Below are 13103 nucleotides of genomic sequence, written 5' to 3'. Positions count from 1 at the left end.
GGTGGACTTCAGTCTGATCTTCTTCTCGGGAGACGAGAAGAACAAGTACCGGTTCGTCCTGGACGCGGCCAAGTACGCCGACGAGAACGGCTTCACCGCGATCTGGACGCCGGAACGGCACTTCCACCGGTTCGGCGGCCTGTACCCGAACCCGTCGGTGCTCGGGGCCGGCCTGGCCATGACCACCCAGCGTCTCCAGATCCGGGCCGGCAGCGTCATCCTCCCGCTGCACAGCCCGATCCGGGTCGCCGAGGAGTGGTCCGTCGTGGACAACCTCTCGCGGGGACGCGCCGGCATCGCCCTGGCGACCGGCTTCAGCCCGGTCGACTTCGCCATCAACCCGACGGGCTGGGAGGACCGGCGCCGCCGCACCTTCGACGCCGTCACCACCCTGCGCGAACTGTGGGAGGGGGCGCCGGTCTACGTACAGGACGGCCTGGGCAACCACGTCGAGGTGGAGCTGCACCCGCAGCCCGTCCAGCCCGAGCTGCCGATCTGGCTCACCTGCAGCAAGAGCCCGGAGACCTTCGAGGCCGCGGGCCGGCTCGGCTGCAACGTCCTGACCGCGCTCATCGACATGACCAACGAGGAGCTGGAGGAGAAGCTCGCGCTGTACTTCAAGACCCTCCAGGAGTACGGGCACGACCCGGAGGGCGTCACCGTCACGCTGATGCTCCACACCTTCATCGGGGACGACCTCGACGAGGTCCGCGAGACGGTCCGGGAGCCCTTCAGCGACTACCTGCGCTCCTTCTTCACCGTCATCGACTCGCAGAAGAAGAACCTCGCACCGGGCGCCGGCGTACGCGACATGACGCAGAGCGACCAGGACCAGCTGATCGAGTTCGCCTTCGAGAAGTACTTCGAGAAGGGGGCCCTGCTCGGCACCCCGGACTCCTGCGGCGCCGTCGTCGACCGGTTCAAGGGGATGGGCGTCACCGAGATCGCCTGCCTCATCGACTTCGGCGTCGACGAGGACCTCGTCGTGGAGAGCCTCAGCCACCTCGACGAGCTGCGCAGGCGGTACGCATGAGTGACGCGCTCGCGACCCGCCTCGCGGCCCTCAGCCCGGAGCAACGCGCCCGGCTCCGCGCCGCCCTGCCGCAGCAGGGTCCGGACACCGGTGAGCTGACACCGGGCCAGCTGCGCCTGTGGCAGGTGCACCACCAGGTGGACGGCCGCCCGGTCGACGTGGTGTGCCAGGCCGTCCGGCTCACCGGAGCACCGGTCGACCTCGGCCTCCTGGCCGAGCGGGTGCGCGGCTTCGCGGCCGCCCACGAGGCGCTGCGCACGACCTTCGAGACCTCCGGTGACGGCACGGTGCGCCGCGTCGTCCACCGGGAGCTGGCGCCCCGCCTCTCCCGGATCCGCTGCGCCGACGAGGCCGAGGCGCACGCCGTGGCCGGGCGGCTCGCGGCGGAGCCGTTCGACCTGGCCGCCGGGCCGCTGCTCAGGGTGGCCCTGGCCGAAGGGCCGGCACCCGGCCTGGCGTGGGTGCTGGTCGCCGTGCACAACCTGGTCTTCGACGCCTGGTCGTTCGAGCTGCTGCTCGACGAACTGGCCAGGGAGACCGGCGCGGCCGCCCCCTCCCGCCCGTTCGGCGCCTTCGTCCGCGACCAGGCGAGCTGGCTGCGGGGCCCCGACGGCCGGGCCGGCGCGGCCCACTGGGCGGCCGAGACCGCGGACGCCCCCGCACCGCTGCCGACGGACCGGCCCCGCGGCGAGCAGACCCCGCGGACCGGCGGGCGGGTCGGGTTCACCCTGCCGGCGTCCGTCGCCGACGCCGTCGCGGCGTCCGCGAAGAGGGAGGCCGCCACTGCCTACACGGGCTGGCTGGCCGTCGCCTGGGCCGCGTTCGCGGAGTTCGGCGGCACCGAGGACACCCTGCTCGGCACCTTCACCACGGGCCGGAACCGGCCGGGCACCGACACGGTCGTGGGCTACCTGCTCAACGTCCTGCCGGTACGGCTGCGGAACAGCGGCACCGGGTCCCACCGGGACCGGGTCCGCGCCGTGCGCACCGCCACCCGCGCCGGACTGAAGCACGCCTCGTACCCCGGCGAGCTGATAGACGCCGGCCGGCGCGTCGCCGGCACGCACCCGCTGTTCGACGCCGTCTTCGTCTTCGACAACCTCGGGGCGGACGAGCGGCGGATCCAGGGCGCCGAGGTCGCCACCGCCGACCTGGACAAGGGCACGGCGCGGTTCGACCTGACCCTCGCCGTCTACCCGGGCCCGGACGGGGTCGCCGGATGGCTGGAGTTCGACACCGGCCTCTACGACGAGGCCACCGTGCGCCGCCTCGCCGAGCGGTTCACGGCCCTGGCGCACACCGCGGCACAGGAGGCGGACCAGTGATCACCGCACGGCTGTGCGCCCCTGCCTACGAGCTCGGCGAGTGCGCCGATCCGGTGGCGGAGCTGCCCGAGCTGCTGGCCGACCCCGCGGCCGCCGCCGAACTCACCGCGCCCGCCGCCGGGTTCCACACCTACCGCTGGTCGGACGCCGACGTCACCGAGCTCATGGCCCTCGCCGTGGGACGCACGCTCGCCGAGGCACGGGTGCCGGGATCCGACATCGACATGGTGATCCTGGCGACGGACTCACTGCCGCGCGACCGCACCGCCCACCGGGACGTGGCCGAACTCCTCGACGGGACGGGCATCGACCGGGCGACCGTGGTCACGATGGGGCTCATGGACTGCGCCACGGCCATGGTCGCGGTGGGCACGGCGGCGTCCTACGTGCGCGACGGGACGGCCCGCAACGTCCTGGTGGTCACCGGTGACCTCGCCGACCGGGCGACCGGCGGGGCGCGGATCGTGGCCGGCGGTGCGGCGATCGCGAGCGACGCCGCGGCGTCGGTCCTGGTGTCCGCCGCCGCGCCCGGGCTCCCCGTCCTGGGCATGGCTCATCACTCGGCACCCGAACTGAACCTGGGCGGCGGGCCGCAGCAGCAGCTGCTGTCCCGGATCACCGCCCACCGCGCGCTGTTCGCACGCCTCGGTGACCGGACCGGAACGGGCCTCGGCACCGTGCGGTCCGTGCTGCCCAGCAACTTCGCCCGCAACGTCCTGAAGCTGTACCTCTCCGAGGTGGGACTCGGCGACAGGCTGTCGCTCGGCAACGTCGGCCGGATCGCCCACTGCCTCGGCAGCGATCCGCTGATCAACCTCGCGGACCGGCTGGCGCAGGAGAAGGACGCGCCGGGCGGGGCGGCGGGCGACGACTCGTTCGTCCTCTTCGGCGCGGGGGTCTCGCACCTCGCGGCCGTCCTGCTCGGCGCCGAGCCGCTGCCGCAGTGGGCGGAGGGGGTCCTGTGAGCACCACGGGTGTCGAACCGGCCACGGTCACCGCGGCCGAACTGCGCGCCGCCGCCCGCTGTCTGCCCGCCGGGGTGACGGTGGTGACCAGCGGGCGGGGCGCCTCGGTGCTCGGCATGACGGTGAGCTCCTTCACCACGCTGTCGCTCACCCCGCCCCTCGCGTCGTTCTCCGTCAAGGAGGGGGCCCGCATCCGTGGCCTCATCGAGGAGTCCGGTGCGTTCGTCGTCAACGTACTGGCGGCCGATCAGGACCGTGCGGCCCGGTGGTTCGCCGATCCCGACCGGCCCACGGGAACGGGCGGTTTCGCCGAGGGGAGCGGGCCGGCGGACACGCCGTCGGCCGGCGGGTTCGTCCTGGCCGGAGCCATCGGCTACTTCACGTGCCGCCTCGTGCGGTTCGTCGAGGCGGGGGACCACGCCATCGCGATCGGCGCGGTGGAGCGCTGCGGAACGCTCCGGGACGCACCGCCCCTGGTGTTCGAGGGCGGCGCCTTCCGCACCCTGAGGCCCGTCGCGCCGGACTGACCGCCACGGCCCCGGGGCGCTCCCGCCCGCTCGTCCCGGCCACCGGCACACCTCACCCGCCCGCCCCTGTCAGCCGTGCCCGCCGGGCTCACCCGGCCCGCCACGGCCCCCGTCCCCTAGGAAGACCATGACCCAGCACCTCGACGACGAACTCACGCGTGAGGACGGCTCGCCCCGGCCCGCCGCGCCCCTCCCCGAAGCGCCCGCAGGGGCGCCCGCCCGGCTGTCCCGCCGGGACCGGCTGATCCTCTTCGTGCTGTGCGCCGCACAGTTCATGATCGCCCTCGACTTCTCCGTACTGAACGTGGCCCTGCCGGAGCTCGGTACGGACCTCGGCCTCGGACAGGCGGAGCTGCAGTGGGCGGTCACCGCGTTCGCCCTGCCCTCCGGCGGGTTCCTGCTGCTGTTCGGGCGGATGGGGGACCTGTACGGCCGCCGGAAGCTGTTCCTCTCCGGACTCGCCCTGTTCGGTGCGGCCTCGGTTCTCGCGACCTTCGCCTGGGACCCCGCCTCCTTCCTCGCCGGACGCGCCCTGCAGGGCGTCGGCGCGGCGGCGATCGTCCCGACCGGCATGTCGCTGCTGACCACCACGTTCCCCGAAGGCCCCCTGCGTGACCGGGCGCTGGGCATCAGCGGCACGCTGCTCTCCCTCGGCTTCACCACCGGGATGGTGCTGGGCGGCGTCCTGACCGACACCCTCGGCTGGCGCTCGACGATGGCGCTGCTCGCCCTGTTCGCCCTGATCGTCCTGCCGCTCGCCCCCACCCTGCTCAGCGAGTCCCGGCGGCCCGAGCGGCCCCGTCTGGACGTGCCGGGGGCCGTCACCGTCACCGGCGGTCTGCTCGCCCTGATCTACGCCCTGTCGACCGCCGCGGACCGGGGCTTCGGCGGGACCGACGTGATCGTGGCGCTCTTCGCGGGCGTGGTGCTCCTGGCGGCGTTCGTCCTGGTGGAGTCCCGGACGGCCGAACCGCTGGTCTCGCTGCCGATGCTGAAGCGCCGCACGGTGGCCTGGGGCAATCTGGGCGGTCTGATCACCTTCTCGATGATGAGCACCGTCGTCTTCGCCATGACCCTGTACCTCCAGGAGGTGCTGGAGCTCTCGGCGTTCCAGACCGGTCTGGTCTTCGGCTTCCAGGGCACGGCGGCCGCGGTGTCGGGCGGCTTCGTCCCCAAGGTCCTCGGCCTCCTGGGGGCCCGGTGGACCCTGGTCGCCTCCCTCACGGGGCAGGGCGTCTCCGTGGCCGGGCTGCTGGTCATCGGGACCGAGAGCTGGAGCGTGTGGCCGGCGGCGCTCTGCCTCGCGCTGGCCTGCGTCTGCAACCTCGGGGCGATCGTCTCCTACGGGCTGACGGTGACCTCCGGCGTGCCCGACGAGGAGCAGGGGCTCGCGACCGGACTGGTGACCTCCACCCAGCAGGTCGGCATCACCGTGGGCATCCCGCTGCTCGGCGTCGTGGCGACGACGACCTCGGACCGGCTGTCGGGCGTCCACACCGTGCTGGCGATCGACGCGGCGGTCGTCCTGGCCACGGCGGCCCTGGTCGCCTTCGGCCTGGGACGCGCCCGCTCCGTGAAGAGCTGACGGGGTGTCGTCCGACGTACGGGGCGCAGCCCCGCACCTGGCCGGCTCCCGCCCGGGCCGTCCGGTCCGTACCGCGAGGGGAGGAACGATGGACGGGCGTGACGCGGCGGTGTCCGCGGCAGGAGCCCCCGGCGCGGTGTACGCCGCGTTCCGGACCGTCGCCCTCGACCGGCCCGGTGCGACGGCCGTCATCGGTCCCGACGGGTCGGAGGCGACGTACGCGACGCTGCTCGGCGCGGTCGAGGACGCGGCCGGGCGGCTCACGGAGGGGCTCGCCCCCGGCGAGGTCCTCGGCCTCGCGGCCCAGGACCCGTTGGCCTTCGTCACCGTCTACCTGGCCGCCGCCAAGCTGAACACGGTGACGGTCCTCCTCGACGGCAGGGCCTCCACCGGGCAACGGGCCCGCGACGCCCGGAAGTTCGACCTGGCCCGGCTGGCCGTGGACGGCGCGGGCCCCGGCGCCTTCGCGCTGGAACCGGCGGGCGCGCCGCGGACCGGGGAGCACGGCTACGCGTCCGACGACTTCGTGGTCCACTGCACGTCGGGCTCGACCGGCCGGCCCAAGGGCATCGTGATGAGTCAGGCCGCGGTCCTGGCGAGGGTCCGGCTGTGGGCCGGCGAGACGGAACTGGTCCCGGCCGACGTGGTGCTGTGCGCCCTGCCCCTGTGGCACTGCCACGGCATCGACGTCCTGACCCTGCCGGCCCTCCTGACCGGTGCCACCGTCGTGTTCGCGCACGGCGGCCGGCTCACCGGCCGGGGTCTGGCCCGGTGCGTCCAGCGCCACGCGATCACGGTGATGAGCGGGCTGCCCGTCATGTACCGGATGCTCACCGAGGCGCGGGGCGTACCCGCCACGGCGCTCGGCTCGCTGCGGCTCGCCGTCTCCGGCAGCGCACCCCTGGCCACGGACACCCAGGAGAGCTTCCTCGGCCACTACGGCCTGCCCCTGCGCCAGGTGTACGGCCTCTCGGAGATCGCCGTCATCTGCTTCGACCGGGACTACGCCGGCAACGGTTCCATCGGAAGGCCCATCGCCGGTGTGGAGTACCGCCTCGACCCGGTGCGTTCCCCGGAGGCGGCGGCCGGTCCCGCCTACGAGCTCTCCGTACGGGGCCCCGCGCTGGCCCGGGGCTACTACCGCGACGCCGAGGCCACCGCCGAGATGTTCGAGGACGGATGGCTGCGCACCCGCGACCTCGTCCGGGTCGAGCCGGAGGGCTGGTACGTGCTCGGCCGGCACGCCGCCTTCATCAACGTGGCCGGGGAGAAGGTCGGTCCGCTCGAGGTCGAGGACGCCCTGCGCGCCTGCCCCGGGGTGCTCGACTGCGCCGTCGTCGGCGTCCCGGACCTCCGGACCACCGAACGCGTCGCCGCGCTGCTCGTCACCGGCCCGGAGTTCGATCCGGACGCGACGCGCCGGCGGCTCGGTGAGCGCCTGCGCTCCTGCCAACTGCCCCAGAGGTACGAGTTCGCCGCGGCGCTGCCGCGGACGGCGCTCGGCAAGACGGACTACGCCGCGGTGCGTGAGCTCCTGGACACGGAAGAGAGGGATGCCACGTGATCGACGGCGCCACACAGGCCGCACCGGACGGTGTGCGGGGAGGGGCCCGGTGGCCGGAAGGCCGGCCCGGGGTCGTACCCGACGTCCCGGAGAGGCTCGACGCCATGGCGGACGGGCTGCACGCCGCGCTGGCGACCGGTACGGCGGTGGAGTACGAACAGGACTCAAGCCCCGTGTTCGCGGCGCTCAAGCGGTTCCGCGCCACCACCCTGCTGATCCCGTCGGCCTGCGGCGGCCGCGGGGCGTCGGCGGTGGAGGCGGTGCGCTTCCAGGTCGCGCTCGGCACGCTCGCGCCGTCCGCTGCCATCGCCACGACCATGCACCACTACAAGATCGCCGCGCTGGGCCGGGTGGCCGCCGCCGGTGACGGGCGGGCCGCCGCCATCCTCGCCGAACTCGCCGAGGACGCCCAGCTCATCGCCTCGGGCGGAGCCGAGTCGATGCCCGGACGCGACCTGCGGAGCCTGGGCAGCCACGCCGTGCGCGGCGCCGACGGATATCGCGTCACCGGCCTGAAGCGGCCCTGCTCGCTGTCCACCAGCATGGACACGATGTCGCTGATGGTGGAGCTGCGCGCGCCCGACGGAACGCCCGAGGGATACGCGCAGGCCTTCGTGGACGCCCACGCACAGGGGCTGGAGCGTGAACCGTTCTGGCAGAGCCCCGCCTTCCGGGCGGCGGAGAGCCACGCCGTGCGGCTGAACGGGGTCCGGGTTTCGCGGGAGCGGGTGTTCCCGCTGCTCGGGGAGGCCGGCCGCCGCTTCGCCACCGACTGCTACACCTGGTTCCAGCTGCTGATCAGCGCCTCCTACCTGGGCGTCGCCTGCTGTCTGGCCGAGGCCACCCCCGAGGAGCGGCGGGCCGGCTCCCGTGCCTGGACCGACGCGGCCGCGGGGATCCGCCGCCTCGAAGCCGTGCTGACCGAGGCGGCACGCGCGGTCGACGCGGGAGCCGACGCCGCCGGGCAGCTCGACGCCGCGACGCGCGCACGGGATCTCGTGGAGGACCAGCTGGCCGGGTACGGCGGTCAGCTGCTCCGCGCGGCGGGAGGCGGGTCGTTCGCCCGCACCTGCTTCCACGCCCTGCTCGCCGGCTCGCTCAACGCGATCGCCTTCCACCCGCCGCAGCGCGGCGCCCGCGAGGGCATCGGCCTGGAGGACCTGGCCCCGGACGTGAGGGATCGGAACTGATGTACACGCGCGAACACTTCAGCCTCCCGCTGCCCGCCATGTGCGCCTTCGTGCGGGCCAAGTCCTTCGGCGTCCTGGCCACGCACCACGCCGGTGAGATCTTCACCTCGCCGCTCCCCGTCGACCTGCGCTCCGACGAGGACGGGGAGCTGTTCGTCGCCGGGCACGTGGCCAGGGCCAACGACATGTCCGAGGTCTTCGGCACCGGCGCCCCCGCCACGATCACCGTGCTCGGCCCGGACACCTACGTCCCCGCCGAATGGTTCGGCACCCGCAGCCGGATCCCGACCTGGCTGTACTGCGCGGTCGAGATCCGGGGCCGGCTGGAGCTCAGCGACGCCCCACGGACCCGTGCCGACGTGGAGCTGATGATCGACCGGCTGCAGAGGCGCGCGGTCGAGGGCCCGCCGTGGTCCCTGGACGAGATCCCGGCGAACCTCAGCGAGGGGTACCTGAAGGGCATCGTCGGCTTCCGGCTGCGCGACCTGCGGCTCACGTCGTGCTTCCGGCTCAACCAGCGCAAGGGCGGCACGGACACGCTGGCCGAGGCGCTGCGGTCCGACGCCGACAGCGCCGTGCGGGAGCTGGCACGGCTGGTCCTGGAGCCTCCGACCACCACCGGCGGCGGGTGCCCGGCCTCATGACCGGACCTGACCGGCCGGGGCGGTTCCTGCCCCTCGTACCGAGCGACCGCGTCGCCGTCGAATGGTGCGGTCACCGGCTGACGTACGCCGGACTCGCCGCCGCCGTCGACGCGCTCACGGGCGTCCTCGTGGAGCGCCGCGCGCCACGCACCCATGTGCTGGTCCACGGCCCGCTGAGTCCGGCCTACGTCGTCGGACTCCTCGCCGCCCTGCGGTGCGGCGCGGTCCCGGTGCCGGTCGACGCCGGCCTGACGCCCGAGCAGTACGCGTGGACCGAGCGCATGGCACAGCCGTCGGCCGTCATCAGCAGCGACGTCTCCACCGTCCACCACTACCGGGGGGCGCTACCGGCCGACGAGTACGTGCTGGCTGCGGCCACCGGACGGGTCGTCCTGGACACCGCCGTCCGGGGCGTGCCGCGCGAGGTGCGGCGCCACGCGAGCGCCGACGCCGGCTACCTCATCCCCACGTCCGGGTCGACGGGCGCCCCCAAGGCGGTCGTCGGCAGCCGCACCGGGCTGAACGCCTTCCTCTCCTGGTTCACGGAGGAGTTCGCGCTCGACGGCGCGGACGTCTGCGCCGCCGTCACCCGGGTCAACTTCGACCCGTCCCTGCGTGAGCTCCTCGCCGTGCTCGCGGTCGGCGGCACACTGTGCCTGCCCGCTCCCGACGCCCAGCTGGACCTGAGGGAGCTCGCACGGTACCTGGCGTCGAGCGGGGCCACGACCCTGTTCCTCGTCCCCTCGCTCGCACGGCGGATCGCCGACGTCCTGCACGCCGACGCGCTCCGCCTCGACGCGCTGCGGCTGGGGTTCTTCGCCGGTGAGGTGCTGCCGCCCCGCGTCGTCGCCCGGTGGGCCGAACTGGCACCGCGGGCCGAGTGGGTGAACCTGTACGGGACGACCGAGGGGACCCTGTCCCAGCTGTTCCGGCGCGACGCCGGTGCCGCCACCGGGAGCCCCGCGCACGGGGTGCCCGTCGGGCGCCCCCGGCCGGGGATATCGGTGGCCGTCGAGGAGCCGGACGCCGACGGATGCGGGGAGGTGATCGTCACCTCGCCGCTGCCCGCCCTGGGGGTGCTCGGTGAGGGCGACGGCCCGGAACCCGGGACGTTCCCGGTGCGGCCGATGGGCACGGTGCTGCGGACCGGCGACAACGGATTCTTCACGCCCCAGGGCGAGTTGGTGATCGCCGGCAGGGTCGGGAACGACCTGAAGATGGCCGGCCGGCGGGTCTCCTTCCACCGGTTCGTGGACGAGGTGGAGGCGCTGCCCGGCGTACGCCAGTGCGTGGTCGTCGACCGGGACGGGCCGCAGGCGTTCGTCTCGGTCGCGGGTCCGGCCGAGGGACGGACGTCGTCGCTGGAGCCGGCCGTGCACGGGATCGCCCAGCGGCTCGGACTGCCGCGGCCCGGGGTCCATCCGCGGGCCGAACTGCCGCTCCTGCGCAGCGGGAAGGTCGACCGGATGGCGCTGACCGCGTCACGGGCCGACGCGGACCCCGCACGGGAGGCCCGTCCAGGAGACGCCGCGTCCGGGCGGACGGCGCGCCCCGGAGACGCCGTGTCCGGGCAGGAGACCGATGTCGCCGGGACGCTGCGCGCCCTGCTCCGCCTCGACGACGGCCTTCCCCCGACGACCGCCCTCGTCGACGCCGGTCTCACCTCGCTGGACCTGATGGAGTTCGTCCTGGAGGTCGACCGGCGCTTCGGGGTGCGCCTCTCGGTGCAGGACTGCTTCCGCCACCGGGACATCGCCTCGCTCACCCGGATGATCGAGCGCACGCGCGGCCCAGCCGCCCTCGCCGGACCGGCGCCCGGCCCGGACACCGGGGCCCGGCACGACACCGCCGAGGACACCGGCAGCCATCCGCTGTCCACCCGGCAGTGGGCGTACCAGGCCCTGTGCATGGCGGACGGCAACGCCAACTGGTGCAACATCTCCCGGGAGACGCTGTTCGACCGGACCGTGACACCGGCCGAGGTGCGGGCCGCCGCCGACGTGCTCATCGCCCGGCACGACGTGCTGCGTCTCGCGCTCACCCCGGACGGGACACGGCAGACGCACACCCCGGCCGCCGCCGTGAGCTGCCCGGTCACCCTGCACCGCGACGCACCACCGGACGGCGGGACCGCCGTGGACCACCGGGCGCGGGTCCAGCAGGCCCGGGTCCGGGCGGTGTCGGAGCTTCTCGACCCCACCGCCCCACCGCCCCTGCGCCTCGTCGTCGTCCAGGGCGCCGGCCTGACCTCCGTACTGGTCGTGGTCCACCACCTCTTCGTCGACGGGCTGAGCCTGGACCTGCTCGTCGGTGAACTCCGCTCGATCCTGTGCGGAGAGCCGCTCGGCGACGCACCGGCACCCCGGAGCTACCGGGACTACTGCCGGGCGACCGAACGGATCGCGCTGCCGTACGCACCGGAAGCCGGGTACTGGAACGACCTGCTCAAGGGCGCCGCACAGGTCGAACTGCCGGCGGCCCGGAGCACGGACGGCCGCGCCGGAATGCTGCTCTCCCGTCCTTTCGGGCTCACCGGCACCCGTGCCGCCCACCGGATCGCCGCGAGGAGCGGCGTCTCGGTCTTCGCCGTGGTGCTCGCCGCCTACGAGGCGGCCGTCGCGCGGACCTTCGGCCTCGGCCCGCTCACCGTGGTCGTGCCCGTCCAGGTGCGGCACGGCACGCGCTCCGGCGCCGCGGGCATGTTCACCAGCCAGCTCGTCGTGCGCGCCCAGGGGCCGGACGACCTGGACGAGCGGGCGCGCGAGTTCGCCCGCCAGCTGGACGCCGGAGCGGCCGCCGGCTCCTGGGAGTTCGACCAGCGGGCCGCCGACGCCGGTCTCGCCGACGCGGAGTGCTTCCCGTTCTCGACGGTGCTCTTCAACCAGCACCCGCGACGGCGCGGCCTGCGCGTCCGCGACCTGGGGGACTGGAGCCCGCGCCCGCTCGGCCGCGAGCTGCGCTACCAGCTGCAGGGAGAGCTCCAGATGTCGGCCGCCGAGATGGCGCTGACCTACTACTACCGGCAGGAAATAGCGGTGGACCGACCCGATGTGATCGACCGGGTGCACGAGAACGTCGTCGCCGCACTGTGCGGAGCAGAGAGGACCACGGGTGCGTAAGGACATCGTCACGCCGGCCGACGGCGAGGCACGGCTGCTCGCCCGGCGGGCCGGCGGGACACCGGTGTACGTCTACAGCCGCGAGGCACTGCGCGCCGCCGTCGCGCGGGTCCGCGCGGCCTCGGCGCCGGGAGCGGGCCTGTACTACTCGCTGAAGGCCAACCCGCATCCAGGCGTCGTACAGGCCCTGGCCCCCCTGGTGGACGGCTTCGACGTCTGTTCGCTCACGGAGCTGGAGACGGCCCTGAACACCGGTGTGCCACCGCGCGACGTGCTGTTCACCGGCCCCGCGAAGTCCCCGGAGGAGGCAGCCGCGGCGCTCGCCGCAGGCGTCGCGGTGACCGTCGAGTCGCCGAACCAGGCCCGCCTGTTCGCCGGGGCGGCGGCGGAGCTCGGTGTCCCGGGGCGGGCCGTCATCAGGTTGAACACGCCTTACCCGGGGCGCGTCGTGGGGGCCGAGCCGTCGCTCAACCACTTCGGTGTGGCGCGGGAGGACCTCGCCGAGGTCGTGGACGTCCTGCGCGCCTCCGCGCTGTCCGTCGCGGGGCTCCAGCTGTTCTGGGGGTCGCAGCACGCGGACGCCGGCGTCATCCGGGCCGCGCGCGCGAGCATGACGGAGCAGGCGCTGGAGTGCGTGGAACGGTTCGGGCTGACGGTGGACTTCGTCTCCATCGGCGGCGGTATCGCCATGCCGTGGTGCGACGGAGACCCGGAGGTGGACTGGGCGGGCCTGGCCGGAGCCGACGCCGAGGACCGGCTGCCCCTCGTCTGCGAGTACGGGCGGTCCGTCGTCGGCCCCGCGGGGAGTCTGCTGACCGCGGTGCTCGACACCAAGACCGTCGGGGATCGCCGCTACGTCCTCGTGGACGCCGGGATCAACCACGTGTTCATCGCGAGCCGGCTGATCGCCGGAGGCGACCGGGGCGAACCCCGTGTACGGGTGGTGGGCGCGCGGCCCGGCGCGGCGACGTCCCCGGCCTGGGTCACCGGTCCGCTGTGCTCGCAGCTCGACGTGCTGGCCGAGAACGTGCCGCTGCCTGAGGTGGAGGCCGGTGACCTGCTCCTCCTCGAGGGCGTCGGCGCCTACGGCCCCAGCTTCAGCCCCAGCGGCTTCCTGAGCCGCGACCAGGTGAGAGAGATCGTCTACTGAG

The 13103-nt window shown here is 74.1% G+C and carries 10 protein-coding genes; all 10 read left to right on the top strand.

The window, feature by feature from the left end:
• The first annotated feature begins 1 nt into the window (after position 1).
• The 10 genes from OG488_RS10885 (at position 2) to OG488_RS10840 (ending at position 13102) form a co-directional block, all read left to right on the top strand.
• Entirely contained in the window at positions 2–1033 is a 1032-nt protein-coding gene (locus OG488_RS10885; protein WP_329228217.1) for a MupA/Atu3671 family FMN-dependent luciferase-like monooxygenase, read from the top strand.
• A complete protein-coding gene (locus OG488_RS10880; protein ID WP_329228215.1) occupies positions 1030–2358 on the top strand; it encodes a condensation domain-containing protein in 1329 nt (442 codons plus the stop codon). Before OG488_RS10885 ends, OG488_RS10880 begins: the two co-directional genes overlap by 4 nt.
• The gene (locus OG488_RS10875; protein ID WP_329228213.1) at positions 2355–3323 is read left to right on the top strand and encodes an acyl carrier protein; all 969 of its coding nucleotides are present in this window, start codon (positions 2355–2357) and stop codon (positions 3321–3323) included. The genes OG488_RS10880 and OG488_RS10875 overlap by 4 nt, the downstream gene beginning before the upstream one ends.
• Positions 3320–3850, top strand: coding sequence for a flavin reductase family protein (locus OG488_RS10870; RefSeq protein ID WP_329228211.1), 531 nt, complete (start codon positions 3320–3322; stop codon positions 3848–3850). Before OG488_RS10875 ends, OG488_RS10870 begins: the two co-directional genes overlap by 4 nt.
• A gap of 127 nt (positions 3851–3977) precedes the next feature.
• Positions 3978–5435: an MFS transporter gene (locus OG488_RS10865; protein WP_329228209.1), complete on the top strand. Its 1458-nt coding sequence runs from the start codon at positions 3978–3980 to the stop codon at positions 5433–5435.
• Between the two features lie 88 nt (positions 5436–5523).
• Positions 5524–6999 (top strand): class I adenylate-forming enzyme family protein, encoded by a 1476-nt coding sequence (locus OG488_RS10860; protein WP_329228207.1) that lies wholly within the window; start codon positions 5524–5526, stop codon positions 6997–6999.
• Positions 6996–8189: an acyl-CoA dehydrogenase family protein gene (locus OG488_RS10855; RefSeq protein WP_329228205.1), complete on the top strand. Its 1194-nt coding sequence runs from the start codon at positions 6996–6998 to the stop codon at positions 8187–8189. The genes OG488_RS10860 and OG488_RS10855 overlap by 4 nt, the downstream gene beginning before the upstream one ends.
• Complete coding sequence (locus tag OG488_RS10850) at positions 8189–8833, top strand: FMN-binding negative transcriptional regulator (protein ID WP_329228203.1); 645 nt, start codon at positions 8189–8191, stop codon at positions 8831–8833. Before OG488_RS10855 ends, OG488_RS10850 begins: the two co-directional genes overlap by 1 nt.
• Entirely contained in the window at positions 8830–11952 is a 3123-nt protein-coding gene (locus OG488_RS10845) for an AMP-binding protein (RefSeq protein ID WP_329228201.1), read from the top strand. The genes OG488_RS10850 and OG488_RS10845 overlap by 4 nt, the downstream gene beginning before the upstream one ends.
• Positions 11945–13102, top strand: coding sequence for an alanine racemase (locus OG488_RS10840; protein WP_329228199.1), 1158 nt, complete (start codon positions 11945–11947; stop codon positions 13100–13102). The genes OG488_RS10845 and OG488_RS10840 overlap by 8 nt, the downstream gene beginning before the upstream one ends.
• Position 13103 lies beyond the last annotated feature (1 nt).

Source organism: Streptomyces sp. NBC_01460, assembly GCF_036227405.1.
GTDB lineage: Bacteria > Actinomycetota > Actinomycetes > Streptomycetales > Streptomycetaceae > Streptomyces.
This window is presented reverse-complemented; position numbering and strand designations above follow the sequence as displayed.

Bases quoted from the DNA above. Each gene is read 5' to 3' on its own strand.
- OG488_RS10845 (WP_329228201.1), top strand. From the start codon at position 8,830: ATGACCGGACCTGACCGGCCGGGGCGGTTCCTGCCCCTCGTACCGAGC.
- OG488_RS10880 (WP_329228215.1), top strand. From the start codon at position 1,030: ATGAGTGACGCGCTCGCGACCCGCCTCGCGGCCCTCAGCCCGGAGCAA.
- OG488_RS10850 (WP_329228203.1), top strand. From the start codon at position 8,189: ATGTACACGCGCGAACACTTCAGCCTCCCGCTGCCCGCCATGTGCGCC.
- OG488_RS10860 (WP_329228207.1), top strand. From the start codon at position 5,524: ATGGACGGGCGTGACGCGGCGGTGTCCGCGGCAGGAGCCCCCGGCGCG.
- OG488_RS10865 (WP_329228209.1), top strand. From the start codon at position 3,978: ATGACCCAGCACCTCGACGACGAACTCACGCGTGAGGACGGCTCGCCC.